Below are 26125 nucleotides of genomic sequence, written 5' to 3'. Positions count from 1 at the left end.
GGCTGCGGCTGCCTCCAGTGTCATTCACACGAGCAACGTATGGCTTGACATCTAATAATGCCCCGCGCCGTCTCTTCCCTGGAAGGGTCGAGCGCTATCTAATTCGATGGTGCCAGCCATCGAATCCGCTTCGACGCAGGGTGCTGGCCGGCCAACCCTCGCGAACCATGGGCGGCGGCAACCTCGATCGGATCGGCGCCTGCGGAGGCCGATCGTTCGGAGGTTACCGCCGCTCATAGCTGTGTGGGGCGGCCGGTTGGCACGAGAACCAGCCTCTACGCACATCGCCACCGAGACATCAGCCACCTGGCGGATATGAAAGTGTCTGAGCTGTGAGGCGCACCCTGACCGTCCCAGAGATCAACCGGACCGTTCTGCACCGCCAGCTGCTGCTGGAGCGCTCCCAGGACGATCTCCCCCAGGTTCTGGAGCGAATGGCCGGACTTCAGGCCCAGTACGCGCCCGCGATCTACATCGGCCTGTGGTCCCGTGCCGAGCCCGTCGAACGCGAAGCCGTTACTCGACTGCTGCATGACGGCGAGATCATCCAGGGCACCCTGCTGCGTTCGACCATCCACGTGGTCAGCCGACGCGACTACTGGCCATGGGCCCTCGCCGTCCGCGAGGACCGCCGGGTCCAAGCCCTGCGCGCGTGGCGCGGCACCTTGTCCCATGACGAGATGGAAGCGGCCGCCACCACCCTGCGCACCGCGCTCGCCGACGGGCCGCTCAAGCAGGCCGAGATCGACAAGCTGATCGGCGCCGACCGGCGGCGCGGCATCGGTCTCTGGCTCGATCTCGTCCGCCAACCGCCCAGCGGCACCTGGGAGCGGCGCCGCGCCGACCTCTACTCCCTCGCCGACGACTGGGTCGGTCCGCCGGACAGCACGGTCGAGGAGGGCCGGGTCCAGCTCGTGCGGCGCTACCTCACCGGGTTCGGCCCGGCCACCCGCAAGGAGATCGCCACCTGGGCGGGCCTGCCGGTCGCCACCGTCGGCGCGGTGCTGGCCGAGCTCGACACCACCACGTACCGGGACGAGCAGGGCACCGAGCTCGTCGACCTCGCCGGCGGACCGATCGTCGACGGCGACGCGGACGCGCCACCCCGCTTCCTGCCCAACTGGGACGCGGCACTGCTGGTCCACGCGCGACGGTCGGGCCTGCTCCCGGAGGAGTTCCGCAAGCGGATCTTCCACGTACGCGCGCCGCAGTCGTTCCCGGTGTTCCTCGTCGACGGCGCGGTCGCCGGCACGTGGAAGGCCACGGACGGCACACTCAGCTATGACGAGTTCCGCCCGCTCACCGCGACCGAGCGCGAGCGGCTGCACGCGGAAGGCGAACGGCTCGCGGATTTCCACGCTTAAGCCCTAAGGTCGTGCGGGTGCGAATGATCCGCGCGACCGCCGTACCCCTGCTGCTGGTGGCTCTGTTGGCCTCGGCCTGTGGCCAGGCCGGCCAACCGGCTCCGACCGGAACCGCGTCCCAGGACCAGGCGGCGCCGACAACGACGACCACCGCGCCGCCCGGCAAGGGTGCCATCGGCCGCGGGCCGACCCCGAAGCCACCGGCCAAGCCGGCCAGTTTCGGCAACCCGGGCGGCAAGGCGACGATCCCGGCCGAAGGACGTGCGGAGAACACGAGCAAACCGACCCGCAGGATCGGCACGGGTACGAAGGCGAGCTGCACCTCGGCAGCCGTGGTCAAGGCGGTGGCGGCCGGCGGAGTGATCACCTTCAACTGCGGCCCCGACCCGGTGACCATCACGATGACCGCGACCGCGAAGGTGAAGAACGCCAACGGTCCGAAGATCGTGCTCGACGGCGGCGGGAAGGTCACGCTCAGCGGTGGCGGCAAGCGCCGCATCCTCTACATGAACACGTGCGACGAGGCACAGGGCTTCACCACCTCGCACTGCCAGGACCAGGACCACCCGCGGCTGACCGTGCAGAACCTGGCGTTCACCGGCGGCAACTCGACCGGCGAGACGACCGAGGGCGGCGGCGGTGGCGCGATCTTCGTACGCGGTGGCCGGTTCAAGGCGGTCAACACGAAGTTCACGGACAACCGCTGCGACTCCTCCGGCCCCGACCTCGGCGGCGCGGCGATCAGGGTCCTGAGCCAGTTCAACGGCCAGCCGGTGTACGTCGTCGGCAGCACGTTCACGGGCGGTGTCTGCTCCAACGGTGCGGCGCTGTCCAGCATCGGCGTCTCCTGGGTCGTGCTCAACAGCGTGTTCACGAACAACAAGGCGATCGGCAGCGGCGCCAACCCGGCCCGCTCCGGCAGCCCGGGCGGCGGCAGCGGCGGGGCTATCTACCTGGACGGCAACCTGTTCACGCTGCGCATCGCCGGCTCGAAACTGCAGGGCAACACCGCCAAGGAAGGCGGCGGCGGCGTCTTCTTCGTGAGCAACGACCGCTCCGGCACGATGCGGGTGGAGAACACCACCTGGAAGGGCAACCGCAGCGACGGCTTCGAAACGAGCGGCTTCCCGGGCATCTTCTTCCTCGGCGCCCGGCCGCCCACGGTGACCGGACCGTCGTTGAAGCGATGAAGGTCCCGTTCGACGAGGCGGCCTACGAGCGGCGGGTCCGCACCGGGCCGTGCTTCGTCTGCGCCACCCTGCGCGGGGACCCGGACTACCGACACCACATCGTGCACGAGGACGACACCTGTGTGGCGTTCCTGAATCGCTATCCCCCGTTGGTCGGCTACACGCTGGTGGTGCCACGCGCGCACGTGGCCGACGTTACCGGCGACCGCGCCCTGTTCCGGCACGTCACCGACGTCGTGCACGACGTGGCCGAGGCGCTCAAGCAGGTCGTGCCGACCGAGCGGATCTATCTGATGTCACTCGGCTCGCACCAGGGCAACGCGCACGTGCACTGGCATGTCGCACCGCTGCCGCCGGGAGTGCCGTACGCGGAGCAGCAGTTCGCCGCGGTCATGAGCAGCCGCGGCGTCCTGGCCATCAGCGACGCGGACCAGGCCGCCCTGGCAACGCGGTTGCGGGCGGCGATCGTCGCCACCCGGACCGCCTAGCCGTCAATCGCCGAGCGCGGGAACCGTCATGCCGACATCCGGCTCTTCGTGGTGTGAGAACTCTGCTGTCCGTTGGACTGTCCGTCTCGACTCTTGTCCTCCTTGCCGCGTGCACCGCCAGCGCGGCGCCGGCGGGTGCGGCGTCGCCGGCCGCGAGCGCGACTCGGACCGGCTGCGTCTCTCCCGTCGAGACTGGGCCGCTGCCGGAATGGGCCAGAGCTGGGTTCTCCGGCGACTCGAGCATGCCCCACGTCATGGGTGACCGGGCTGAGGTCGTCGCTGCCATCTTTGGGTATCCGCTTGCCCTATCAAAAAAGGACGGCTCTTCCAACAAGATTCTTTGGGTGTCCAAGGAACCCGCACCGCCTGGCGATCTCGTTATCGAGGCGCGGCTCGACGGCTCGGACGTCTCCGCGACGCGGCGCGTTCCCGGCGGGCCGGGGCCTTCCATCATCGATCTTCCACAGCCTGGGTGTTGGCACCTGACTCTCACCTGGCCCGGCCATACCGATGCCGTGGGACTGGTCTACCGCTCTGAGGTGTAACGCGAGACGGCCGGTGGCAAGCTGAACGGATGAACCGGCTTGCGGTCGAGCCCATCGTGAAGATGCCCAAGAAGGAGGCCATCGAGCGCCTCGAAGCGGCGCAACTGCGGCTGCTCCGGCTGCGGCTGATGTTGGGCGGTCAGCTCGAGGGTCATGAGATCGGGCCGCCGCTGTGCATCGTCTTCGAGGGTTGGGACGCGTCCGGTAAGGGCGGGGCCATCAAGCGACTGGTTGGCCCGCTCGATCCCCGTCACGTTCGGGTGGCCCAGTTCGCCGCACCCACGTACGACGAAAAGCGTCACCATTTCTTGTGGCGCTTCTGGCCGGTGCTGCCGGGGTGGGGCGGCATGGCCGTGCTCGACCGCTCCTGGTACGGCCGGGTCCTGGTCGAGAGGGTCGAGGGTTTCGCGTCCGACGAGCAGTGGAAGCGCGCGTACCAGGAGATTGTCGAGTTCGAACGAACCCTCGCCGCCGAAGGCACGATCCTGGTCAAGTTCTGGATGCACGTGTCCGAGGACGAACAGCTCAGGCGCTTCGAGAGTCGGGCCGACGACCCCCTTCGGTCATGGAAGCTGACCGCGGAGGACTGGCGCAACCGCGAGAAGCGCCCACAGTACGAGGCGGCAGTGGAGGAGATGCTGGAGCGCACCCACCACCCGAAGGCACCCTGGTACGTGGTCCCGGCCGACGACAAGCGCCAGGCCAGGGTCATGGTGGTGGAGACGGCCTGCGCCACGGTCGAAGAGGCGCTGGTGGCCCGTGGTCATGACATCGGCGATCAACCGGCGGCACCGACCCCCGAGACGTGACCACGACTTGAGCGTGGGGGCCAATAGGTCAGAATCAATGGCCGTTCGTGGCTCGGGCCATCCGGTCGATCGCCGCTTCGAGGATCTCCGCGCTCGTGCCGAAGTTGAGGCGGACATGTCCGCTGCCCTGGGCGCCGAAGCGCGGGCCGGGTTCGAGCGCCACCCGGCCCTTCTCGAAGAAGAGGTCGCGAGGGGCGGCACTGATCGCGGAGCAGTCGAGCCAGGCCAGGAACGTCGCATCCGGCGGCCGCCAGGACACCATCGGCAGGCGCTTCGCCAGCAACCGGCCGAGCAGTGCCCGGCGGGCGTCGAGGGTGGCGAGGAGCTGGTCCAGCCACGGGACGCCTTCGGTGTACGCGGCCACGCTGGCCAGCACGCCGAAGTGGCCGATCCGCCACGGGGTGTCCGGTGGGAGGCGATCCGTCAGGGCGGCCATCTGTGGCGACGCGGTGACGATGGTGGCGCATTTCAGGCCCGCCAGGTTCCAGGCCTTGCTCGTCGAGACCAGGCTGACCGCCACGGCGGCCGCGCCCGGGACCGTGAGGATCGGGGTGAAGGTCGCACCCGGCAGCACCAGCGGCGCGTGGATCTCGTCGCTGACGATCGGCACGCCGTGCGCCGTGGCCAGGCGCACGACCTCGGTGAGCTCGTCGCGGGTGTGCACCCGGCCGACCGGGTTGTGCGGGTTGCACAGCACGAACGCCGCCGGATGTGTGGCGAACGCGCGCTCCAGGCCCGGCAGGTCGAGGCGCCCGTCCGCCAGTGGCACCTCGTGTACCCGGCCGCCCGCCTCCGGCACCCAGTCGAAGAACGGCGGGTAGACCGGTGGGCAGATCACCACGGGGTCGCCCGGCCGCGCCAGGACCCGCAGCAGTTCCACGACGCCCACGCCGACGTCGGCCACCGCGGTCACCGACGCCGGGTCGATCTCCCAGCCCCATCGCTCGCCGGCGAAGCCCGCCAGGGCGTCGGACAGCGTCGGGACCGGTGCCGGATAGCCCGTGTCGGACCGCTCGATCGCCGATCGCAGCGCGGCCTGGATCGGCGGCGCGAGGTCGAAGTCCATCTCGGCCACCGGCAGCGGCAACACGTCCGACGGATGGAAGCGCCACTTCGCGCTGCGGCGTTGGCGCAGGGTTTCGATCGGAGCGACCGGCAGCAGGTCCATGTCGGTCAGCCTGCCAGGAACTGCTCGATCGCCTCGACCACGAGCGCGTGGTCGTCGCCCTGGGGCAGGCCGGAGACCGTCACGGTGCCCACGACGCCGACGTCGGTGATCCGCACCGGGAACGAGCCGCCGTGCGGTGCGTAGTCGGCCGGGACGATGCCCTCGTCCGGGCCGAGCGTGCGGCCTGCCCGGGCCAACCGCCGGCCGACCAGGTACGAGGCGGCGTTGAAGCGCTCGACGACCCGGATCTTGCGTTCGATCCAGCGGTCGTTGTCCGGCGCGGTGCCGGGCAGCGCCGCGTGGAAGAGCTGGTGGCCGTTCCGCCGGATGTCCACCGTGATGGGCAGGTTCCGCTCGCGCCCCAACGACACGATCAGGGACCCGAGCCGCCAGGCATCGTCGTTGTCGAACCTCGCGAACCGCAGTCGCTGCTCCTGGTCCTCGAGCTCGGCGACGAGGGCGTCCAGATCGGTCATGGTTTCTCCTTTTGATCGTCCAGCAGTCCGGCGAGGATGCGGGACAGGGTGTCCTCGAAGCGTCCCGGCACCGGCGAAGGCCCCAGGGCGGCGATGTGCGGATGCGCGCCGGCGGCGATCGCGTGGGCGAGGTAGGCGCCCTGCCGCATGCGGGTGCCGGAGGCGGCGCCTAGCTCGTTCAGGACGAACGCGGCCGTCATGGTGTTCAGCACCGCGAACGCCTCCAGCTTGCGGGCCGGGTCGGCCGGGTGCCCGTCGAGCACCGCCAGGACGTGTTCGAGCAGGTCGACGCCGTGCGGTCCGAGGGGCGCGCGGGTGAGGACGAGCTCGGGCAGCCACGGATGGCCCAGCATGAGCGTGCGACCCTGCCGGCCCACCTCGAGCAATCCAGCCAGCCAGGGGCCGCCGGGCGCCGGCAGGTCGTAGCCGGCCGCGACCTCGTCGGCCATGAGGTCCAGGAGGTCGTCTCGGGAGGACACGTAGCGGTAGAGCGAGGCCGCTCCGGTGTCCAACGACGCGGCGACGCGGCGCATGGAGACTGCGGCCAGACCCTCCCGGTCGGCCAGGGCAATCGCCGCCGCGGTCACCTCCGCCACGGAGCGCTCCGGCGGACGACCGACGCCGGCGCGACGGGATCGCAGCCATACCGGGACGTCCATGCTCCCTCTCTGACGGTCGACGGTTCGAGATCACCGTACTATCGTCGTTCGCGAACACTGTTCTCGAATGGAGTCCCGCATGATCGAAGCGCACAATGGCGACGTGACCCTCGCGGTCGACGACCTCGGCGGCACCGGTGAGCCGCTCCTGCTGGTGATGGGCCTCGGCGTGTCCCGCTACTGGTGGCCCGACGGGCTCGTCGACGCGTTCAAGGACGCCGGGTTCCACGTCGCCGCCTTCGACGGCCGCGACTCCGGCGGCTCGACGCACTTCCTCGACGCGCCCGCCGGCAACCCGCTCGCCGCGCTGCTGCGCCGGCGGCCGCCGGCCTACACCGCCGAGGACATGGCCGACGACACCGCCGCGGTGCTCGACGCCCTCGGCTGGCCGAGCGCCCACCTCTTCGGCATCTCGCAGGGCGGCCTCGTGGCGCAACGCACCGCGCTGCGCCATCCGACGAGGGTGCGCACGCTGACCTCGTTCGCCTCGGTGCCGAGCGACGCCAGCGGTGCCGCCGTCCTCCGCTACGTGCGCCTGCCCTTCCTGGCTCGCCTCGCGCGCCTGCGTTTTCCGGACGGCCGGGCCGGTGACGTGGCGGCCGGGCTGGCCCTGGCCCGGTTGGTCGCCTCCCCCGGCTATCCCTTCGACGAGCAGGACGCCCGGTCCAGGGTGGAGCGTGAGCTCGACGCAGGACTGTCCAGCGGCGTGCGCGACACCGCCGCGCAGGCCCGACAGACCGGCGCGTCCTGGCACGGCCCTCGACTGAAGACTCTCCGAGTGCCCACCCTCGTGCTGCACGGCGCCCGGGACCCGCTGGCCCGCCCGTCCGCCGGCCGGCACATCGCCGCCGCCGTTCCCGACGCTCGCTACGTGGAGCTGGCAGGCGTCGGACACGACCTCCCACGCGAGATCTGGCCGACGGTCACCAAAGCGATGGCTCAGCTGTAGCGGGCGGCCAGGTCGACGGTGCGCTGCGCAGCGGCGACCATCGCGCGGTCGGCGAACCGGCCGTCCGGGAGCACCGCGGTCCCCGACTCCCGGCTCGACGCCTCGGCCACGGCCGCCAACAGCTCGGCTGCCCGGTCGACCTCGGCGGCCGACGGTCTGAAGGCCGAGACGATCACGGGGAGCTGGCGCGGGTGGATCGCCGACCGGCCGAGGAAGCCGAGCCGTCGGCCGCGCGCGCACGACGCGGCCAGTCCGTCGGTGTCCGCGAGGTCGACAAAAACCGACATCGCCGGCGGTGGCAGGCCGGCGGCGCGGGCCGCCACCACGACCCGGCCGCGTGCCCAGAGCAGTCCGTCGTCGTCGCTCACGCCCAGGTCCGAGCGCAGGTCGGCCTCGCCGAGACCGAGAGACGCGACCGCCGGATGGGCGGACGCGATGGCGAAAGCGTTCTCCAGCCCGACCGCCGACTCGATCAGCGGGTGCAGCGGCACGTCGACCCGCGAAGCCAACGACGTGACCGCGCTCGACGATTCCACTTTGGGCAGCCGCAGCCCGCCGAGCCCGGGGAGGCCGGCCACCGCCGCCAGGTCGGCATCCACGTCTTCGCTGACCCGCACCTGCACCGGCACCGGGTGCGGTGCGGCGAGGAACTCCGCGACCGCCGACCGGGCGTACGCCTTGCGGCCGAGAACGACGGCGTCCTCCAGGTCGAGGATCACCGCGTCCGCGCCCGACGCCACCGCCTTGGCGAACCTGTCCGGTCGGTCGCCGGGCACGTAGAGCCAGGTCAGCAGCATCAGATCACCCCACGCGCGCGGAACGCGGCCAGCTCGTCAGGGTCGTAGCCGAGGGCCGCCAGGACCGCATCGGTGTCCTGGCCGTGCCGCCGGCCGGCGTGCCGGATCTCCCCCGGCGTCTCGGACAGCCGGAACGGCACGTTCTGCATCCGCACCGAGCCCAGCTCCTCGTCGGGCACCGCGAGCACGGTCCCCAGCGCCGAGTACTGCGGGTCCGCGAGGATGTCCCGCACGTCGTAGACGGGCGCCACCGCGGCCTGCGCCTCCTCGAACGCGGCCACCACCTCGTCCCGATCGCGGCGCGCCACCCAGGAGCCCACCGCGGCGTCGAGCTCGTCGGCGTGCGCGGCCCGGCCGCTGCCGGTGCTGAACCACGGCTCGTCGACCAGCTCGGGCCGGCCGACCAGCGCCATCACGCGCTCGGCGATGCTCTGGGCACTGGTCGAGACCGCCACCCAACGACCGTCGGCACACTGGTACGTGTTGCGCGGCGCGTTGTTGTTCGACCGGTTGCCGAGCCGGGGCTGGACGTAGCCGAGCTGGTCGTACCAGGTGATCTGCGGTCCGAGCATCGCCATGATCGGCTCGATGATGGCCAGGTCGACCACCTGCCCGGTGCCGCTGACGTCCCGGGAGCGCAGGGCCAGCATCACCGCGTACGCCGTGGCCAGCGCCGCGATCGAGTCCGCCAACCCGAACGGCGGCAGCGTCGGCGGACCGTCCGGTTCACCGGTCGCGGCGGCGAACCCGCTCATCGCCTCCGCCAGTGTGCCGAAGCCGGGCCGGCGCGCGTAGGGCCCGACCTGGCCGAACCCGCTGATCCGGGCGACCACCAACCGAGGGTTGACGGCGTGCAACTCCGCCGGCCCGAGGCCCCACCGCTCCAGCGTGCCGGGGCGGAAGTTCTCCACGAGCACGTCGGCGTCCGCGAGCAGCGTCCGTAGCACCGCCGCGCCGTCCGGGTCGGAGAGGTTGACCGTGACCGTGCGCTTGTTGCGGCCCAGCACCTTCCACCACAGACCGACGCCGTCCTTGGCGGGGCCGTGGCCGCGGGCCGGGTCCGGCTTGGCCGGGTGCTCGACCTTGACCACGTCGGCGCCGAAGTCACCGAGGAAGGCCGCCGCGAGCGGGCCGGCGAAGAGCGTCGCCAGGTCGACGACCTTTACGCCCTCCAAGGGCTGGGTCGTCATGGCGTCCCCTTGGCGGGGTCGACGGACGCGAGGAAGACGTCGCCGTTGCCGAGCGCCCCGCCGCCGACCGGTGACCCCGCGGTCAGACCGGTGACCAGCAGCCGGCCGTCCGCGGCCCGGGTCGCGTAGACGTTCTCCTCGCCGAACGCGTCGGCCGCGTCGTCGCGGGCGGTGCCGTACTGGGCCACGCCGACCTGGCGCCCGCGCGCGTCCAGCCGCAGGGTCAGCACGTCGGCGCCGCCGACCGGCAGCCCGAGCGTGCTGCCGGTGAAGCCGACCACCGCGACGCCGCCGTCGGGCAGCGGCACCACGTCCGCGCCGGCCTCGGCGCCACGGCCGCCGGTGACCACGCGCCACTTCTGCTTGCCGGCCTTCGTGTACGCGACCGTCAGGACGTCTCCGTCGCTCGACCCGGTGGCCACCGCCGTGCCGTTCGTGGCGATCGCGACACCACCGAGCAGGTCGTCGCCGGTGCCGCCGACGGCGGTCACCCAGTCGCGCGCGCCGTCCGGTGTGAACCGGGCGAGCCAGCCGTCGGTGCCGCCGAGCGGCGTGGTGCCGGCCAGGGCGGCCGAGGTGCTGCCGGCGACGTAGACGCCCTGGGCGTCCGCGGCCACCGCGTACGCCTTGTCCTCACCGGGTCCGCCGAACTGTCGGCTCCAGACGACCTTTCCGGCAGGGTCGAGCCGCGCCAGCACCGCGTCCTTGTCGCCGGCCGCCGCGCCGCCCGCGAACGAGCCGCTCGAGTAGCCCGCCACGTAGGCGCCGCCGTCCGGGGCCGCCGCCAACGCGTAGAACCGGTCCGCCTTGGCCGGATCGCCGGCCTGGGTGAGCCAGGTGCGCTGGCCGGCAGCGGTCAGCCGGGTCACGAAACCGTCGTCGGCCGGGCTGCCCGGATGCGCGCCGTCCAGGTCGCCGCGGGTGTAGCCCGCCGCGAGCACGCCGCCGTCGGCCGTCGGCACCACGCCGTAGAGGCGGTCGTTGGCCGGCGTGCCGAACTGCGTGGTCCAGCCGCCGACGCGGCTCACGACCGCGTCCAGCCCGCCGGCGTACGGCTGCCCGGCCACCGGACCCGAGGCCGCGTACCCGATGGTGGTGGTGCCGTCGGGGTGCGCCGCGACGCCGCCCGCCCAGTCGGCGCCCGCGGTGCCGTGCACCGGTCCGGGCAGGCCGGCCGGCGGCGTGGCACTGAGCGTGGGTGCGAGGTGCTTGAGACCGTCCACGAAGGCCGGTCGCCAGACGTCCCAGTCGTGCCCGCCGTCGATGACCCGGAACTCGGCGGCCACGCCGTCGGCGCGCCGCACGGAGTTGTAGAGCGTCGCGGCCTCGTAGTCGAGGTCGTGTGCCGCGTCGGCCGGGTCGGGGTTGGCCCACTCGTCGTCGCCGACCGCGATGTACATCCGCACCGGCGTGTCCGCGTCCCGGCCGGACAGCAGGGCCGGGTAGTTGAGCCGTTGGTAGACCTCGTCGGAGAAACGCTCGTCGCCCGACCCGAAGGCCCCGAACTCCCGCGCCGACGAGTCCGCCGGCGGCAGTGGCTTGTAGACGGCCGGGCTGAGCACCAGCGCGTTCGCGAAGAGGTCGGAGTGCGCGAGGGAGTAGCGCAGGGCACCGGCCCCGCCCATCGAGTAGCCGCCGATCAGCCGGGCACCCCGGTGAGCGGCGGTGCGGTAGGTGGCGTCGACGTGGGCGACCAGGTCGCGGGTGAACGCCGTCTCCACGGGCCGGCCGGGGTCGTCGGCGCCGGTGTAGGCCGAGTCCACGTAGTAGTTGCCGCGGTCGCTCCAGGGCGCGTCCGGCAGCACCGCGATCACCGGCGGCACCTCTTTGTCGGCGATCAGCTTGTCCAGGTCGTCCTTCACCCGGGTCCAGGCCGCCATGGTGTCGCCGCGCCCGTGCAGCAGGTAGAGCACCGGGTAGCGGGTGGCGGCAGCCGCGTCGTAGCCGTACGGCAGGTAGACGGTGTAGTCGATGTCGCCGCCCAGTGCCGGCGACGGCGCGGCCGCGGTGGTCAGCGTGCCCGCGCGGAGGCGTTCCGCACCGGCCGGGCCGGGCAGCGCGCCGGCCAGGCCGAGCGCGAGGAGGATGACGGCCACGCCGCCGACGATTCGCCAGAGTCTGCTCATCAGGTCACTCCTCGGTGGTGGGAAGGTCGGCCGCGCAACGGAAGCCGATCTGGTCGGAGCGGGTCATTCCGGCGCCGGTCAGCAGCAGCTTCACCGAGACCTCGGCCGGCTGCGGTCCGCCGTCGAAGTACCAATCGGAGCCCTGCGCCTCGTACGCGGCGCCGCCCTTGAGGATCACGAAGCGGGTGCGCCCGTCCGAGTGCTCGCTCTCGGTCAGGTTCCACACCAGCGGGTCCCGGCGGGCGAGCAGCCCCGCCTCGGCGGCCACCTGCCACTCGTCCTCGGTGGGCAGCCGGAGACCGGCCCAGGCGGCGTACGCCCGGGCATCGGCCAGGTCGACACCGGTGACCGGCGCGTCGGCCGGACCCTGCCCGGCGGTGAAGCGTTCCGCCCGGATCGGCGCGTAGCCGGTGGCCTTCCGGAACTCGGCGTACTCGGCGTGGGTCACCTCGTGCGTGGCGATTCCGAAACGTCCTAGGTGGACGCTGCGGCGCACCGTGGCGGTGTGGTGCAGGCGGGGCGGCAGCGGCTTCCACTCGTCGACGTAGGGTGCCTCGCCGTAGAGGCCGGTCTCCCGCACCCGGTGCCGGACGACCAGGTCCCGCCGGACGGCATCGACGGCGACCAGACCTGAAGGCACGTCCGCCAGCGGCGCCCACGGCGTGCGGGTGCGGACGGCGGAACGGGCCGGGAACGACGGATCGCCGACCGGGGACTCGTGCGACTCCACCGAGGCGTCGGTGCGCAGCACAGCGGCGATCGCGCCCGCCGGCAGCGGCCCGCCGACCGCGATCCGGCCGTCACCCACCGACGTGACGGTCAACTCAGCGCCGGTGACCAGGTCGACGAACCGCCCGCCGGCGCCGTCGAGCACCAACCACGGCCCGTCGTGGTCGCCGCCCCGGTTCGCCACCGTCCACAGCGGAACGTCGTCGTGCGTCCAGCGGGACGCGTACACCTGACCGGTGCCGGGGTGGTCGGCGAGCGGCACCCAGTCCTCGGAGCGCAACCACGCCGGGTGGCTCGTCTGGACGCGGCGCATCGCCCGCAGCACCGCGCGGTCGCGCTCGTTCCAGCCGACCCAGACGCCGAAGACGCTCTCCCAGACCAGCAGGCCGACGCCGTTGAGCCAGGCGGAGTGCAGCTCGTCCAGGTGGTCGCGGTGCCAGCGACGGGTGTGGTGCAGCACGTGCCGCCGCTCGAACCACTTGGCGCGCAGCACGCCCGGCACCTCGGAGTCGGCGAACCACTGCGCCCACGACATCGCGTGATCCTCGATCCGGGCGAGCGGGACGCGGCTCTCCCCCTCCAGCACCAGGCCGGGGCGGACCTTGTCGAGCGTCGCGCGCAGCTCGCCGGCGCCCTCCTTGAGGGTGTCCAGGAAGACGCCGTCGACGCCGAGCAGGTCGGCCAGGGCGGCGACCTCCGCGGCGTCGGTGCCCGGCTCACGGCGGGTCCCGGTGTCCCACGGGTTGTAGTCGACGAACACCCGGACGCCCCGGTCCTGGAAAGCGCGCACCACGTCAGGCAGTTCGGGCACGTCCCGGTACCAGTCGAACTGGTTGCGGTCGTCCAGACCGATCACCGGGTACGCGTGCCAGAGCACCACGCCGTCGAACCCGCCGAAGTCCGTGGCGGCACCGTCGAGGAACGCGTCGACGGTGAAGACGCCGCGTTCGTGGTCGTAGAGCGTCTCGTCCCACAGCCAGGCCAGGCAGACCGTGAAGCAGTCGCCGGCGATCTCGTCGTAGTGGCTGCCGGTATAGCCGAGCCGGCTGCGCGCACCCGCCCGCCACCGGGTGAGCTGCGCCCGCCAGGCCGGCCAGTCGGCCGGGTCGGACGGCGCGGCGAAGATCTTCGCCTCGTCGAGCTCGGTGAGGTCCGCGTGGCCGGCCAGCGGCACCTCGGTCGGCAGGTCGATGGGCCGCGGGACGTACGGGTTGAAGCTCACGGAGTTCCTCGGTAGGTCGCGTCGTGCAGGGCGTCGATGGTGGCCCGGTCGGGCAGGGCGGAGGAGGCGCCGGCGCGCTGGGCGCAGGCGGCACCGGCGGCGCAGGCCCAGCGCAGGGTGCGCTCGACCGCCGCCTCCCCGCGCTCGGCCCAGCTCACCGCGAGGGCGCCGGTGAAGGCGTCGCCGGCCGCGGTGGTGTCGACGGCCTCGATGCGCGGTGCGGGCACGGCGAGCCGGAGACCGGAACGGTCGGCGTAGGCGGCGCCGCGCGCGCCCAGCGTCAGCACCACCCGGGGCACGAGCTCCAGGAGGGCGTCGACCGGCTCGTCTCGTCCGGCCACGACGGCTGCCTCGTGTTCGTTGACCACCAGCAGGTCTACCAGGTCCAGCAGCTCCGCCGGCAGCGACGCGGCCGGTGCGGCGTTGAGCACCACGGTGGTGCCGGCCGCCCGGGCGGCGCCGGCCGCGGCGACCACAGTGGGCAGCGGCACCTCGAGCTGGAGCAGCAGCACGTCGGCGGCGGCGATCGCGGACCGGTCGTCGTCGGTCAGGTCGGTGAGCGCGCTGTTGGCACCGGGCGCGACCACGATGAAGTTCTCGGCGGCCCGGTCGACCGCGATCAGCGCCACCCCGGACGGGCCGGGAACCGTGCGCAGGCCTCGGACGCCGACCTCGGCCGCGACCAGGCTGTCGCGCAGCCGCACTCCGAAGTCGTCGGAGCCGATCGCGCCCACGAACTCGCACGTGGCGCCGGCCCGGGCGGCGGCGACGGCCTGGTTGGCGCCCTTGCCGCCGGGCACGGTGCGGAAGTCCGCGCCGAGCACGGTCTCCCCCGGCCGGGGAAGCTGCGGCGTCGTCACGACCAGGTCCAGGTTGGTGCTGCCGACCACCACGACGCGCGCGTTCATGAAGCCACCGCCAGAGTCCGGGCGGCGAGCTCGTCGAAGCCGATTCCGTCGAACCCCGCGATGCTGCTGGCCAGCCGGTTGTGCAGCGGACCGACCCAGCGCTCCGGCAGTGCGGCGGCGCCGGTCAAGGCGCCGGTGACCGCGCCGACGGTGGCGCCGGTCGAGTCGGTGTCCCACCCGCCGCTGACCACCGCGCAGATCGACCGTTCGAGGTCGCCCCGGCCGTACGCGAGCGCGGCGGCCACCAGGGCGGCGTTGTTGCGCACGTGCACCCAGTGCAGGTGGCCGTGCCGGGCGTAGAGCGCGTCGACCACCGCCTCCCAGTCGTCGGTGCCGGCGCCGAGCACCCGCGCCTCGCGGACGGTGGCGGCGAACCGGCTGCGCGGCGGCAGCACGGCCTCGGCGGCGTCCAGCACCTCGTCGACGTCGCGGGCGACCGTCGCGGCAGCGGCCAGGGCGGCGGCCCACAGCGCGCCGTGCACCCCGCCGCGGACGTGGCTGACCACGGCGTCCCGCCAGGCCAGCTCGGCCGCCAGGTCGGGCCGACCCGGGTTGACCCAGCCGTACACGTCGGTGCGGATCTGGGCGCCGATCCACTCCCGGAACGGGTTGTGCCGCCGCGCGCTGAGCGGAGGCGGGTAGCCCAACAGAAGATTTCGGTAGGCGACGCGCTCGGCGGTGAAGACCCGCCCGCCGGGCAGCCAGTCGAGCCACGCCTGCGCCACGTCGGCGCTGGTGAAGCCGCGTCCGTGCGTCTCCAGCACCCGCAGGGCCAGGAGCGCGAAGTTCAGGTCGTCGTCCTCGGGCATGCCGTCGATGTTCTCGGCGAGGCTGGTCGGGGCGCTGCGCCGGTTCCACGGAAAGCGCTGCGCGACCTCGGCCGGCAGCCCCCGCGCGGTGAAGTAACCACGCAGGGGCCACCCGCCGGTGGCGGTGAGGATCTCCCGGATCCCGTGTCGGGAGATCTTCTCCACCGGCTTGCCGAGCAGGCAGCCGACCGCCCGGCCCAGCCAGGCACCGTGCATCCGGTCGACCGACACGGTGGTCGGCAGCGACCACGTCGCGGGCCAGGTCGCCCGCAGGCCGGCCAGGTCGTCGGGCTCGTCCGCGGCGGCGACGGGCGGCAGCGCGTCGGCCGCGTCGAGCAGTTCCACGGCGAGCGCCCGCATTGCCGGCGACGCCGGCTCCGGCGACGCACCGCTGACCGGCGGGGTGAGATCCCCACCGGCAGCCGTCCACAGTGCAGCCAGCGCGGTCACGTCGCGGCCCTCGTCCCGGCTGGCCGCTAGCTCGTGCGGCAGCAGGTCCTCGGGCTGCACCCAGGTGATCCTCACCGGGCGCCGCCGGCGAGCTCGGCGAACCGCTCGGCGCGCCGGGCGAACCGGGCGCGGTCCCGTTCGAAGACCTCGGTGGCCACGGTCGCGAGGACGCGGGCCGGCTCCACCAGGTCGGTCTTCGAGGCGGTGCCGACCACGTCGGACCACTCGGCGGGCACCGCGTCGGCGCCACCGAGCGCACCGGCGATCGCGCCGGCCATGGTGGCGGTCGAGTCGGCGTCCCGGCCGTAGTTGACCGAGCCCAGCACCGCCGGGCGGAACTCGCCGCGGGCCACGACGAGCATGCCGATGGCGACCGGCAGCTCCTCGATGGCGTGCAGCCGGCTCGGCCGACGGGCGCCCAGACCCGGCCGGCGGTAGTCCTCGCCGACCGTGTCGAAGGGCGCCACGGCGGCGCGCAGCGCGGGGATCGCCACGCGCCAGTCGTCGTGCCCCCGGGCCTCCTTGACCACGGCGTCGATGGCCCCCCTCGTGCCGTCGCGCGCCAGGTCGAGCGCCGCCGCCACCACGTCCTCGACGCTCGCGCCGGGTGCCGCCGCCGCCGCGACCGCGGCGGCGAAGACCGCCGCGGCCTCCCGGCCGTAGCTGTGCTGGTGCGCCCCGGTGAGCTCCACCGCTTCGAGATACGCCCCGGCCGGGTCGCCCGCGTTGACGATGCCGACCGGTGCCATGTACATGGCCGCGCCACAGTTGACGATGTTGCCGACCCCGGCCTCGCGCGGGTCCGCGTGTGCGTGGTGCAGGCGGGTGACCAGCCACCGCTCGGCGGCCGCGAGCCGATGGAAGGTCACCCCGTCCCGCTCCAGGTCGGGGATGTGCACCACCCGCTCGATCAGGTCAGGCACCAACAGTTCCGCCACGTCGTACGCGTCGAGGTGGTCCCGTTTGGCCGCGTACGCGCGTACCAGGGCATGGGTCATCAATGTGTCGTCGGTGATGTGCCCGTCGCCCTTGTGGTACGGCGCGAGTGGCCGCGCGGTGGCCCAGTCGGCGTGGTACGGGGGCACGATGCCCTCGACCCAGCCGCCGAAGCGGGCTCGGATCTGCTCCGGCAACGCGGTTTCGGTGGCGCCACCCAGGGCGTCTCCGACCGCGGCGCCGACCAGGCAACCGACCGATGTGTCGAGCAAGAGTGACATTGTTACCTCAGAACCTGCTTGCCACCGTCGACCAGCTGACTCGCGAGCTGGTCCAGGGTGATCTTGTTGGCGAAGTACTGCTGAAGGGCCGGGGTGGCGTACTTGGTCTTCCACTCCGGGTAGCCGTCGGCCTGCTGGAACGGTGCGACGGTCAGGTCGGCGGCGCTGTTCGCGGCGACGTCCCAACCCTGCTTGCCCTCGGTGAGCTTCACGAGCTCCTCGTTGGCCTGCTTGCCGGTCGGGACCAGCCAGTCACCCTTGGCCAGCGTGGCCATGTTGGTGGGGTTGAGGAAGTAGGACAGGAACTGCGCGGCCTGCTCCTTGTGCTTGGAGTCCGCGGAGACCGACAGCGTCTGCGGGTTGGCCGCCTGGTTGGCGGACAGGCCCTTGACCGGCGGCAGCGTGACCCACTCGAAGTCCTTCGGAGCCTGCTCGACCATCTGCTGGCGCAGCGAGACCGAGCCGGGCAGCATCGCGTACTTGCCACCGAAGAAGCCCGGCAGCGTGTCGGCGCCGCTCATGCCCAGCGCCTCCGGCGAGGCCGTCTTCGAGGTGTAGAGCATGTCGTGGATCCGCTTCGGGATCTCCTTCTCCGCGTCACCGATCTTGACCTCGGTCTTGCCGCCGTCGGAGTAGAAGAACTTGCCGTCGTAGTTGAGCGCCAGGTTCAGCACCCGGTTGGTCGGCGACTTCAGCGCCCACGCCACGCCGTACTGGCCGGACTTGGTCAGCTTCTGGGCGTTGGCCTGGAACTCGTCCCAGGTCCAGCCGCCGTCGGCCGGCGGCACCGTGACACCGGCGGCGTCGAGCAGCTTCTTGTTGGCGATGACGACCTGCGACTCCAGCAGGAACGGAACGCCGGTGACCTGGCCGTCGAAGGTGACGGTGTCCCAGACGCCCTGGTCGATCTGGCCCTTGAGGTCGGCCGGGATCAGGTCCTTCAGGTCGGCCAGGTAGCCCTGCTTGCTGAACTCGCCGATCGACGAGGCCTCGTAGTGCACGATGTCGGGGGCGTCGCCGCCCTCGAACGAGGTGAGCAACTGGTCGTGCACCGAGTTCCAGTCACCCTGGACGTACTCGACCTGGATGTCGGGGTGCTCGGAGTTCCACTTGGCGACCAGGTCCTTGTTGGCCTGGAGCGACTCCTTCTGCCACGCGAGGCTGAGGAAGCGCAGCTTGACGGGGCCGGCCGAGGCCTCGTCGTCGCCGCCGTTGCCACACGCGGCGAGCGCGCCGACGCCGACGACCGCGATAGCCGCGGCCGCGGCCAGTCGACGGAATCTGATGGGGAGCATGGGTTCTTACCTCCTTGGGGGTGGGGTAGAGAGATCAGCCCTTGACCGCGCCGGCTAGTGACCCGGACGAGAGCCGGCGTTGCATGAACGCGAAAAAGATCAGGCTGGGCAGGGTGGCCAGCAGTGCGCCGGCGGCCAGCGGGCCGAGCCGGGCGGTGCCCTCGATGCCGACGAACCGCGCCAGCGCGACGGGCAACGTCTGCAGCTCGGGCGTCTTGATCAGGACCAGGGCGAAGAAGAACTCGTTCCAGGCGGAGATGAACGAGAACAGCGCGGTCGCCACCAGGCCCGGCGCGAGCAGCGGGAAGACCACTCGACGCAGGGTCTGCAGCCGGCTCGCGCCGTCGACCGACGCCGCCTCCTCCAGCTCACGCGGGATGTTGCGGACGAAGCCCTGGAGCATCCAGAGCGCGAACGGCAGCGCCCAGACCACGTAGATCAGCACGAGCCCGGCGTGCGAGTTGGCCAGGCCGGCCTGCCGCAGCACCAGGAAGATCGGGATGATCAGCAGGACGAACGGGAAGAGCTGGGACAGCAGCACCCAGCCCAGCGCCAGCGTGCCGAGCTTGGACTTGAACCTGGCGAGGGCGTACGACGCCGGCATGGCGACCAGCACGGTCAGCACCGCCGACGCGAGCGAGACCTGGAGGCTGTTCCACGCCGCCCGCCCCAGCTCCTGCTCGGTGAAGGCCTGGACGAAGTTCTGGACCGTAGGGTTGCTCGGAATCAGGGTCGGGTGCAGTTGCACCAGCTCGCGCGGTGGCTTGAAGGCCGTCGAGAGCAGCCAGACCAGCGGGAACCCGAGGAAGATCAGGTATGCCGCGAGGGCCAGGTACTGCAAGGTCCGACCGGTGCGGCTCGGTTTGCCCAGCATGTCAGTTCGCCTCCCGCAGCCGGCGACGGAGATAGATGGCGAGCAGCGCCACGATGATCACGACCATCACGTTGCCGAGGGCGGCGGCGTATCCGTAGTTGCCGTAGCGGAACGCCTCCTCGTACGCGAAGAGCATCGGCAACATCGTCTTGCCGCCCGGACCGCCGGCGGTCAGCACGTAGACCAGGCCGAACGAGTTGAAGTTCCAGATGAAGTCCAGCGACGTGATCGCCACGATGACCGGCGCCAGCGCGGGCAGCGTGACGTGCCGGAACCGGTGCCACGCGCTGGCCCCGTCCACGGCCGCCGCCTCGTGCAGCTCGGGCGCGACCCCTTGGAGGCCGGCGAGCAGCACCACGGTGGTCTGCGGCATGCCGGCCCAGACGCCCACGATGATGACCGCGGGCAGTGCGGTGCTGAAGTCGCCGAGCCAGTTGGCGCGCAGGCCGTCGGCGCCGATCCGGTGGAAGAACTCGTTGAGCAGCCCGGCGTCCGGGTGGTAGACGAGCTTCCAGAGGATGCCGACCACGACCGGCGGCATCGCCCACGGCACGACGGACAGCACCCGGGCCACGCCTCGGAACCGGAGCTGCTGGTTGAGCAGCAGCGCGAGCCCGAGGGCGAGCACGAACTGGAGCACGGTGACGCCGAGCGCCCAGATCAGGCCGATCTTGAATGAGTTCCAGAACATCTCGTCGCCGAGCAGCTCCTTGTAGTTCTCGAAGCCGGTGAAGGTGACGTCGACGTTGCGGCCGGCGCGGGCGTCGGTGAAGCCGAGGTAGATGCCCCGCAGCAGCGGGAACACCGAGAGCAGGAGGACCGGCAGCAGCGAGGGAAGCAGCAGCAGGTAGATGGTGAGCTTGTCGGAGCGGGCCTTGTGCGGCTTCCCGACGCGCAGCGTCGTCATGACGTCACCTCTTCCCGGGACGGTTGGGCCGGGACCTGGGCCTGCGCGCTGGAGGCCCGCACGGCGAGACTGGGCTCGACCGACGCGCGGCGCGGCGGCAGGCTCGGGTCGGCGATGCGTTGCAGGAGCAGCTCGGCGGCGCGGCGTCCACGCTCGGCCGAGCCGAGGGAGACGCTGGAGAGCTGGGGAAACATCATCCGGGCCAGCTCGGTGTCGTCCATGCCGACCAGGGCGACGTCGATCGGCACGCGCCGGCCCCGGGCCAGCAGGGTGTGCAGCGCGCCGGCGGCGATCAGGTCGTTGGCGCAGACCAGGGCGTCCGGCTCGGCGCGGGCGAGCAGCCGTTCGGTGGCGTCCCGGCCGGCGGCGTACTGGAAGTCGCCGATCTCGATCAGGTTCTCGTCCAGCGCGATGCCGTGTGCGGCCAGCGCGGCGCGGAACCCGGCGTCACGGGCCGCGCCCGGGACCGTGTCGAGCGGGCCGTTGACGAAACCGATCCGGCGCCGGCCGGTGGCGACGAGATGGTCCACCGCCATCGCGATGCCCCGGCGCGAGTCGGTGCGGACGTTGTCGACCGGTGCGTCCGCGGCTAGCTGACCGACCACGACCACCGGCACCGGGCTGTCCTGGAGCGCGGTCAGATGGTCGGCGGTGACGCGGATCGGCGAGACGATCATCCCGTCGACGTAGCGGTTGGCGAGCCGGCGCAGCAGGGCGGTCTCGTTGTCGATCCGCCCGCCGGTGGCGTGCACCAGCAGTTGCCGCCCGGAGGAGGCGACGACGGCCTCGATGGCCCGCATCATCTCGACGTAGACCGGGTTGCCGATGTCCTCGACGGCCAGCGCGATGAGCTCGGTGCGCTGCGACTGCAGCGAACGGGCGATCGCGTTGGGCACGTAACCGACCTCGGCCGCCGCCTCGCGCACCTTGCGGACGGTCTCCGGACTGCCACCGACCCCGTTCAACACCCGGGACGCGGACGCGATGGAGACACCGGCACGAGCGGCCACGGTGTGCACCGTCGGCCGAACGTCCGCGGACTCCTGTAAACGTTTACGACCCACGTCCTGCACCTCCACCCGGTAGCTGTAAACGTTTCCGGGAGTTTGCGCCGTGATCAGCTAGGGGGTCAAGACCTCGTTACGAATACGTTTCCTATGGGAGCGCGCTCGCCGCGATCGGTGTCCGCGCGGACACGCTCCGTCGAGCGAACATCGAGGTCCGCGACGGTTATGGTGACCGCATGACCCGGGATGATTTGGTGGCCTACTGCCTGGCCAAGCCGGGTGCGTGGCCGGACGAGCCGTGGGAGGGCGACCAGGTCGCCAAGGTGGGTGGCAAGATTTTCGCGTTCCTCGGCGCCGGACCGCCGCCCACCGTCGGGCTCAAGTGCGGCGCGAACCGGGAGATGGCCGACGAGTGGTTGGCCCGCTACCCCGACTCGGCCGCCGTGATGGCCTACATCGGACGGTCGGGGTGGAACACGCTCCAGGTCGGCACCGGCATCCCTGACGACGAGATCCTGGAGGCGATCGACGCCTCGTACGACGCCGTCGTGGCCAAGCTCCCCAAGCGGGAGCGGCCCTCAGGGTAGGTCGCGGGCGAAGGGCCATCGGCGGCCGACGGCGACGTGCGTAATCACCGAGAAGGCGACCGCGTTGAGGCTGCCGTGCACCACGAACTCGCTCGGTTCCAGGCGGCCGAAGTCGACGGTTCGGGCATAGGCCGTCAGCACCACGTACAGCGCCGTCGCCAGCGCGGACACCGTCAGCACCGACAGCCACTTGTCCATCACCGCGGTGATGTGCGGGCGCACCGCGTTCTCGAACAGCATCGAGACCACCAGGCCGGCCGCGATGAAGGCCGCCGCCCCGGCGATGATCTTCCCCGGGCTCACCGCCAGGTGAATCAGGGTGTACGTGGCCCAGCCGCCCAGGATCACCGTCCCGTTGGCCACCAGCAGCCGCAGCCAGCGGCGCTTGATCAGGTTGAACGGCCAGCCCCGCCACGTCACGTAGAGCCACGTCTGCCACGCGCCGATGGTCACCGTCAGGGCGCCGAGCGCGGCGCCGGACATCGGCCCGGTCTGGCTGTGCAGGCCGGTCGACGGCGGTGGGTGCACGTCGACGACGAAGTAGTAGACGAGCAGCGCGGCGCCCCAGGCTACGGCGGCGGCCAGCAGCCCGGCCGGCACCCGGGGCAGCTTGCGCAGCGGCCAGCCCTCGTTGACCAGGGTGAACTGGAGCATCGCGGTGAACGCGGTGCCGGCGATGGGCAGCGTGGCCGGGAAGGTCGGCAGCTGGCCGGGTCCCGGGTTCGGGTCGAAGACGCCGCGTGGGTCGACCCCGCCGGCTATGAGCTGGCCGAGGAAGGTCAGCCCGACACCGAACGCGACGATGAACAGGGTGTTGAGCCACCCGGACAGCCAGCGGGGTGCGAGCGCGGTGCCCGGCCAGTCGTTCCACCAGAAGGCCACGACCGCGACCGGGACGAGCGAGAACGTGACCAGCGGGCCGATCACCACGACCGAGCGGACCGGGCCGTCGAGCGCGAACGCCAACGCCACCGCGATCGGCACCACGAACAGCAACCCGGCCAGGCCGAGCCACGGTTGGCGGGCGACGCTCCGCTGTTGTGCGGCGCGGACGGCCGGTTTCAGCTCACTAGTCGGAGTGCTGATGACCGGCCGTTCGGGTAGGGCGGCGGCCGCGCTCACCTCACCCGGCGCCGCCACCGTTCATCACAACCTCGGCCGTCATCGGCAGTTCGCTCATCCGGCGCCCGGTGGCGTGGAAGACCGCGTTGGCGATCGCCGCGGCGGCGCCGACCTGGCCGACCTCGCCGACGCCCTTGACGCCGAGCGGGCCCACCACGTCGTCCTCGACCTCCACGAACTCGACCTGGATGTCCGGGATGTCGGCGTGCACCGGCACGAGATATTCGCCCAGGTTGTTCAGCGCCCACCGCCCGGATTGGCGGTCGATCTGGTTGCCCTCCAGCAGGGCCTGGCCGAGGCCCCAGAGCATCCCGCCGAGCAGTTGGCTGCGGGCCAGCTTGGGGTTGAGCACCCGGCCCGGCGCGAACACGCCGGCCATCCGGCGCACCCGGACCAGGCCGAGGTCCTTGTCGACGGCCACCTCGGCGAACTGCGCGCCGAAGGTGAGCAGGCCGTGCGGCGTGGTGAACGGCGGCGGGGTCCAGCTACCCAGTGCCTCCAGGTCGAGGAGCCGGTTGCGCTGCAACATGTCCGCGTACGACTCGCTGATCGACGGGTCCAGAGTGGACGTCATGCGCCCGTCCGCGACCCGCACCGAGCTCGGTGACAGCCCGTGCAACGGTGACTTGTCGTCGGCGACGGCGTGCGCGATGAGCTCGTTGCGCAGCGTCCTGGCCGCGTTGTGCACCGCGGACGACTGCATCGTCGCGCCCATGGAGCCCACCGCCGAGGTGGTGTTCGGCAGATCGGTGTCGCCGGCCTCGAACCGCAGCACGTCCATGTCGACGCCGAGCCCGTCGGCACCGACCTGGGACATCGACGTGGTCACGCCGATGCCGAACTCCTGCGCGCTGGTCTGGATGACGACGCTGCCGTCGTTGAAGATCCGGGCGCGGGCGTGCTGCACCGGCATCATGAACGCGACCGGATAGCCGGCGCCGGCCACACCGGTGCCGATCAGGTTGTCGCCCTCCTGGCGTACGCCCGGCGTCGGGTCCCGATCGGCCCAGCCGATCAACTCGGCGCCGCGGCGCAGGCAGTCGGCCATGCCGTCGCTGGACCACGGGTTGCCGTGGTTGTCGACCGGCGGGTGGTTCATGATCCGCAGCTCGACCGGGTCCATCCCGAGCTCGTACGCGAGCCGGTCCATCGCCGTCTCCAACGAGAACGACCCGAGCGACTCGCCCGGCGCCCGGGTGAACGTCGGCGTCATCGTGTTGCCCTTGATCAGGCTGTGCGAGCCCAGGTAGTTGTCGCAGCCGTAGATCTGCGTCGAGACGCCGGTCGCCGGTTCGGCCCAGTCGTCGAACGACGAGGTGATCGACAGCTTCTGGTGGCGGATCGCGGTCAGCCGGCCGTCGCGGCCCGCGCCCAGCGTGATCCGTTGCTCCTGCTCCTCGCGGTGCCCGTTGGAGGTGAAGCTCTGCGGCCGGGTCAGCGTGAGCCGCACCGGGCGCCCGACGTGCCGGGCGGCCATCGCGGCCAGCGTGACGTGCGGCCAGACCATCGCCTTGGAGCCGAACCCGCCGCCCACGAAGTGGGTGATCACCCGGACGTCGGACAGCGGGATGCCGAGCAGCGACGCGACGGTGAGCTGGCTGGCCCGTACGCCCATCGTGGAGTCCCAGAGCGTGAGCCGGTCGCCGTCCCACTGCGCCGTGGTCACCGAGGTCTCCAGCGGGTTGTGGTGGTTCGCCGCGTACCGGTAGGAGGCGTCGACCGTCACCTCCGCCGCGGCCAGGGCCGCCGTCACGTCACCGCGCTCGTCGCGGGCCGGCATCAGCCCGCCGAAGAGCGTCTCCGCCTCGTACGCCGACTTCCGCCCGTCCTCGATCGTGGCGACCGCGGGGCTCTCCTCGTACGTGATGTCGAGCAGCGCGGCCGCGTGCGCCGCGCTTTCCAACGAGTCCGCGACCACCAGCGCGACCGGCTGTCCCCAGTAGTGCACGACGTCGTCCTGCATCGGGAAGAAGCTCTCCCCCGGCGCCGGCTGGCCCGCCAGCGAGGGGATCAGGTGCGGTGCGTTGGCCACCTTGGGCGTGTTCCGGTGGGTCAGGATGCCGTAGACGCCGCCGGCCGCGCGGGCGGCCGACTCGTCGATCGACACCACCCGCCCCTTGGCCACGTCGGCGCCGACGATCAGCCCGTACGCGAGGCCGGGCAACACGATCTCGCCGCAGTAGCGGCCGGTCCCGGTGACCTTGTCGGGGCCGTCGACGCGATTGACAGGCTTGCCGAGTACCGGACTCATGAGGTCACCACCTGGCTCAGCTCGCGGACGATCGCGCGCTTGGCGAACGTCACCTTGAACGCGTTCATCGGCCGGGTGTCGGCGTCGGCCAGTTCCGCGTCGGCGGCGGCCGCGAAGTTCTCCGGCGTCGCCGGCCGGCCGATCAGTGCCTCCTCGGCCCGGTGCGCCCGCCAGGGAACCGTGCCGACGCCGCCGAGGGCCAGCCGCAGTTCGGCGACGTTGCCCTTGTCGTCGACCCGCATCGCGGAGAAGACCGAGACCAGCGCGAACTCGTACGAGGCCCGGTCGCGGTGCTTGACGTAGCGCGACGCGCGGGCGACCGGCAGATCCGGCACGTCGATCGCGACGATGAGCTCGCCGTGCTCCAGCGGGTGCTCGACGCTCGGTGTGTCCTCCGGGCGCAGGAAGAACTGCTCGATCGGGATCGTCCGGATGCCGTCCGGTCCCATCGTGCGGACCGTCGCGTCCAGCGCCACCAACGCCACCGCCACGTCGGACGGGTGGGTCGCGATGCACTGGTCCGAGGTGCCCAGAATGGCGTGGCCGCGGTTGACCCCGTTCAGCGCCGAGCAGCCGCTGCCGGGCTCGCGCTTGTTGCACGGCGACCGGCCGTCGCGGAAGTAGGCACAGCGGGTGCGCTGGCACATGTTGCCGCCCATCGACGCCATGTTGCGCAACTGTTCCGAGGCGCCCAGCAGCAGCGCCTGCGACATGCCGGGATAGCGCTCGACGATGCGCGGCGCCCGGGCCACGTCGCTCATCCGGGCCATCGCGCCGATCCGTACGCCGCCGCTCTCGGTGTCCTCGAGATAGGTCAGCGGGAGCTCGTTGACGTCGACCAGCAGCGTCGGCTGGATCACGCCCAGCCGCAGCAGGTCGATCTCGGTCGTGCCGCCGGCCAGGAACGCGCTGTCCGGGTTGGCGCTGACCGCGGCGACCGCGTCGTCGATCGAGCCGGCCCGGAAGAACGTGATCGGTCGCATCGT

Annotated in this window: 23 protein-coding genes; 6 read left to right on the top strand and 17 right to left on the bottom strand. The window is 71.9% G+C overall.

Features of this window, described 5'->3' with window-relative positions; genetic code table 11:
• The first annotated feature begins 332 nt into the window (after nucleotides 1-332).
• From BLV39_RS10275 to BLV39_RS10255, 4 genes are all read left to right on the top strand, one after another.
• Nucleotides 333-1364, top strand: coding sequence for a winged helix DNA-binding domain-containing protein (locus BLV39_RS10275; RefSeq protein WP_090789639.1), 1032 nt, complete (start codon nucleotides 333-335; stop codon nucleotides 1362-1364).
• Between the two features lie 23 nt (nucleotides 1365-1387).
• Nucleotides 1388-2554, top strand: a complete 1167-nt coding sequence (locus BLV39_RS10270; protein WP_090789636.1) for a hypothetical protein — start codon at nucleotides 1388-1390, stop codon at nucleotides 2552-2554.
• Nucleotides 2551-3042 (top strand): HIT family protein, encoded by a 492-nt coding sequence (locus BLV39_RS10265; protein ID WP_090789634.1) that lies wholly within the window; start codon nucleotides 2551-2553, stop codon nucleotides 3040-3042. Before BLV39_RS10270 ends, BLV39_RS10265 begins: the two co-directional genes overlap by 4 nt.
• Nucleotides 3043-3616: 574 nt before the next feature.
• Nucleotides 3617-4396: a polyphosphate kinase 2 family protein gene (locus tag BLV39_RS10255; protein ID WP_090789632.1), complete on the top strand. Its 780-nt coding sequence runs from the start codon at nucleotides 3617-3619 to the stop codon at nucleotides 4394-4396.
• A 34-nt stretch (nucleotides 4397-4430) separates the two neighbouring features.
• Here BLV39_RS10255 and BLV39_RS10250 read toward each other — a convergent pair whose 3' ends face one another.
• From BLV39_RS10250 to BLV39_RS10240, 3 genes are read right to left on the bottom strand one after another with little or no spacing between them, the layout of a single operon-like run.
• Entirely contained in the window at nucleotides 4431-5564 is a 1134-nt protein-coding gene (locus tag BLV39_RS10250; protein ID WP_090789630.1) for a MalY/PatB family protein, read from the bottom strand.
• Nucleotides 5565-5569: 5 nt separating this feature from the next.
• The gene (locus BLV39_RS10245) at nucleotides 5570-6040 is read right to left on the bottom strand and encodes a heme-degrading domain-containing protein (protein ID WP_090789628.1); all 471 of its coding nucleotides are present in this window, start codon (nucleotides 6038-6040) and stop codon (nucleotides 5570-5572) included.
• On the bottom strand, nucleotides 6037-6699 hold the full coding sequence (locus BLV39_RS10240; protein WP_090789626.1) for a TetR/AcrR family transcriptional regulator: 663 nt from the start codon (nucleotides 6697-6699) through the stop codon (nucleotides 6037-6039). The genes BLV39_RS10245 and BLV39_RS10240 overlap by 4 nt, the downstream gene beginning before the upstream one ends.
• Nucleotides 6700-6778: 79 nt before the next feature.
• Here BLV39_RS10240 and BLV39_RS10235 point away from each other — a divergent pair, with 79 nt between their 5' ends.
• A complete protein-coding gene (locus BLV39_RS10235) occupies nucleotides 6779-7648 on the top strand; it encodes an alpha/beta fold hydrolase (protein WP_239083969.1) in 870 nt (289 codons plus the stop codon).
• Here BLV39_RS10235 and BLV39_RS10230 read toward each other — a convergent pair.
• The 11 genes from BLV39_RS10230 to BLV39_RS10180 are packed head-to-tail and all read right to left on the bottom strand — an operon-like array spanning nucleotide 7639 to nucleotide 21182.
• On the bottom strand, nucleotides 7639-8445 hold the full coding sequence (locus BLV39_RS10230; protein WP_090789623.1) for an HpcH/HpaI aldolase/citrate lyase family protein: 807 nt from the start codon (nucleotides 8443-8445) through the stop codon (nucleotides 7639-7641). The genes BLV39_RS10235 and BLV39_RS10230 overlap by 10 nt on opposite strands.
• Nucleotides 8445-9635, bottom strand: coding sequence for a CaiB/BaiF CoA transferase family protein (locus BLV39_RS10225; protein WP_090789621.1), 1191 nt, complete (start codon nucleotides 9633-9635; stop codon nucleotides 8445-8447). The genes BLV39_RS10230 and BLV39_RS10225 overlap by 1 nt, the downstream gene beginning before the upstream one ends.
• Nucleotides 9632-11761 (bottom strand): alpha/beta hydrolase-fold protein, encoded by a 2130-nt coding sequence (locus tag BLV39_RS10220; RefSeq protein ID WP_090789619.1) that lies wholly within the window; start codon nucleotides 11759-11761, stop codon nucleotides 9632-9634. The genes BLV39_RS10225 and BLV39_RS10220 overlap by 4 nt, the downstream gene beginning before the upstream one ends.
• Before the next feature lie 4 nt (nucleotides 11762-11765).
• On the bottom strand, nucleotides 11766-13712 hold the full coding sequence (locus BLV39_RS10215; RefSeq protein WP_176984833.1) for an SUMF1/EgtB/PvdO family nonheme iron enzyme: 1947 nt from the start codon (nucleotides 13710-13712) through the stop codon (nucleotides 11766-11768).
• Nucleotides 13709-14620 carry a ribokinase gene (locus tag BLV39_RS10210; RefSeq protein WP_090789617.1) on the bottom strand — a complete coding sequence of 304 codons (912 nt, stop codon included), beginning with the start codon at nucleotides 14618-14620 and terminating at the stop codon, nucleotides 13709-13711. The genes BLV39_RS10215 and BLV39_RS10210 overlap by 4 nt, the downstream gene beginning before the upstream one ends.
• On the bottom strand, nucleotides 14617-15939 hold the full coding sequence (locus tag BLV39_RS10205; protein WP_239083970.1) for an ADP-ribosylglycohydrolase family protein: 1323 nt from the start codon (nucleotides 15937-15939) through the stop codon (nucleotides 14617-14619). The genes BLV39_RS10210 and BLV39_RS10205 overlap by 4 nt, the downstream gene beginning before the upstream one ends.
• Before the next feature lie 11 nt (nucleotides 15940-15950).
• The gene (locus BLV39_RS10200; RefSeq protein WP_090789613.1) at nucleotides 15951-17096 is read right to left on the bottom strand and encodes an ADP-ribosylglycohydrolase family protein; all 1146 of its coding nucleotides are present in this window, start codon (nucleotides 17094-17096) and stop codon (nucleotides 15951-15953) included.
• A 2-nt stretch (nucleotides 17097-17098) separates the two neighbouring features.
• Nucleotides 17099-18391, bottom strand: a complete 1293-nt coding sequence (locus BLV39_RS10195; RefSeq protein ID WP_090789611.1) for an ABC transporter substrate-binding protein — start codon at nucleotides 18389-18391, stop codon at nucleotides 17099-17101.
• Nucleotides 18392-18425: 34 nt separating this feature from the next.
• The gene (locus BLV39_RS10190; protein ID WP_090789609.1) at nucleotides 18426-19265 is read right to left on the bottom strand and encodes a carbohydrate ABC transporter permease; all 840 of its coding nucleotides are present in this window, start codon (nucleotides 19263-19265) and stop codon (nucleotides 18426-18428) included.
• A 1-nt stretch (nucleotide 19266) separates the two neighbouring features.
• A complete protein-coding gene (locus BLV39_RS10185) occupies nucleotides 19267-20172 on the bottom strand; it encodes a carbohydrate ABC transporter permease (RefSeq protein WP_090789607.1) in 906 nt (301 codons plus the stop codon).
• Nucleotides 20169-21182 (bottom strand): LacI family DNA-binding transcriptional regulator, encoded by a 1014-nt coding sequence (locus BLV39_RS10180; RefSeq protein ID WP_239083971.1) that lies wholly within the window; start codon nucleotides 21180-21182, stop codon nucleotides 20169-20171. The genes BLV39_RS10185 and BLV39_RS10180 overlap by 4 nt, the downstream gene beginning before the upstream one ends.
• 233 nt (nucleotides 21183-21415) lie before the next feature.
• On the opposite strand from BLV39_RS10180, the gene BLV39_RS10175 reads away from it, so the two are divergent.
• A complete protein-coding gene (locus tag BLV39_RS10175; RefSeq protein ID WP_090789605.1) occupies nucleotides 21416-21766 on the top strand; it encodes an MmcQ/YjbR family DNA-binding protein in 351 nt (116 codons plus the stop codon).
• Here the strand turns inward: BLV39_RS10175 and BLV39_RS10170 are convergent.
• The 3 genes from BLV39_RS10170 to BLV39_RS10160 are packed head-to-tail and all read right to left on the bottom strand — an operon-like array spanning nucleotide 21758 to nucleotide 26122.
• Nucleotides 21758-22906, bottom strand: coding sequence for a hypothetical protein (locus tag BLV39_RS10170; protein WP_090789603.1), 1149 nt, complete (start codon nucleotides 22904-22906; stop codon nucleotides 21758-21760). The genes BLV39_RS10175 and BLV39_RS10170 overlap by 9 nt on opposite strands.
• A complete protein-coding gene (locus BLV39_RS10165) occupies nucleotides 22890-25139 on the bottom strand; it encodes a xanthine dehydrogenase family protein molybdopterin-binding subunit (protein WP_090789601.1) in 2250 nt (749 codons plus the stop codon). The genes BLV39_RS10170 and BLV39_RS10165 overlap by 17 nt, the downstream gene beginning before the upstream one ends.
• The gene (locus tag BLV39_RS10160) at nucleotides 25136-26122 is read right to left on the bottom strand and encodes an FAD binding domain-containing protein (protein ID WP_090791342.1); all 987 of its coding nucleotides are present in this window, start codon (nucleotides 26120-26122) and stop codon (nucleotides 25136-25138) included. Before BLV39_RS10160 ends, BLV39_RS10165 begins: the two co-directional genes overlap by 4 nt.
• Between the last annotated feature and the right edge of the window lie 3 nt (nucleotides 26123-26125).

Origin of the sequence: Asanoa ishikariensis (assembly GCF_900107455.1) — a bacterium.
Classification (GTDB): domain Bacteria; phylum Actinomycetota; class Actinomycetes; order Mycobacteriales; family Micromonosporaceae; genus Asanoa; species Asanoa ishikariensis.
This window is presented reverse-complemented; position numbering and strand designations above follow the sequence as displayed.

Coding starts and splice junctions, on each gene's coding strand:
- BLV39_RS10270 (WP_090789636.1), top strand. CDS start 1,388: ATGATCCGCGCGACCGCCGTACCCCTGCTGCTGGTGGCTCTGTTGGCC.
- BLV39_RS10265 (WP_090789634.1), top strand. CDS start 2,551: ATGAAGGTCCCGTTCGACGAGGCGGCCTACGAGCGGCGGGTCCGCACC.
- BLV39_RS10255 (WP_090789632.1), top strand. CDS start 3,617: ATGAACCGGCTTGCGGTCGAGCCCATCGTGAAGATGCCCAAGAAGGAG.
- BLV39_RS10250 (WP_090789630.1), bottom strand. CDS start 5,564: ATGGACCTGCTGCCGGTCGCTCCGATCGAAACCCTGCGCCAACGCCGC.
- BLV39_RS10245 (WP_090789628.1), bottom strand. CDS start 6,040: ATGACCGATCTGGACGCCCTCGTCGCCGAGCTCGAGGACCAGGAGCAG.
- BLV39_RS10240 (WP_090789626.1), bottom strand. CDS start 6,699: ATGGACGTCCCGGTATGGCTGCGATCCCGTCGCGCCGGCGTCGGTCGT.
- BLV39_RS10235 (WP_239083969.1), top strand. CDS start 6,779: ATGATCGAAGCGCACAATGGCGACGTGACCCTCGCGGTCGACGACCTC.
- BLV39_RS10230 (WP_090789623.1), bottom strand. CDS start 8,445: ATGCTGCTGACCTGGCTCTACGTGCCCGGCGACCGACCGGACAGGTTC.
- BLV39_RS10225 (WP_090789621.1), bottom strand. CDS start 9,635: ATGACGACCCAGCCCTTGGAGGGCGTAAAGGTCGTCGACCTGGCGACG.
- BLV39_RS10220 (WP_090789619.1), bottom strand. CDS start 11,761: ATGAGCAGACTCTGGCGAATCGTCGGCGGCGTGGCCGTCATCCTCCTC.
- BLV39_RS10210 (WP_090789617.1), bottom strand. CDS start 14,620: ATGAACGCGCGCGTCGTGGTGGTCGGCAGCACCAACCTGGACCTGGTC.
- BLV39_RS10200 (WP_090789613.1), bottom strand. CDS start 17,096: ATGTCACTCTTGCTCGACACATCGGTCGGTTGCCTGGTCGGCGCCGCG.
- BLV39_RS10195 (WP_090789611.1), bottom strand. CDS start 18,391: ATGCTCCCCATCAGATTCCGTCGACTGGCCGCGGCCGCGGCTATCGCG.
- BLV39_RS10190 (WP_090789609.1), bottom strand. CDS start 19,265: ATGCTGGGCAAACCGAGCCGCACCGGTCGGACCTTGCAGTACCTGGCC.
- BLV39_RS10185 (WP_090789607.1), bottom strand. CDS start 20,172: ATGACGACGCTGCGCGTCGGGAAGCCGCACAAGGCCCGCTCCGACAAG.
- BLV39_RS10175 (WP_090789605.1), top strand. CDS start 21,416: ATGACCCGGGATGATTTGGTGGCCTACTGCCTGGCCAAGCCGGGTGCG.
- BLV39_RS10165 (WP_090789601.1), bottom strand. CDS start 25,139: ATGAGTCCGGTACTCGGCAAGCCTGTCAATCGCGTCGACGGCCCCGAC.
- BLV39_RS10160 (WP_090791342.1), bottom strand. CDS start 26,122: ATGCGACCGATCACGTTCTTCCGGGCCGGCTCGATCGACGACGCGGTC.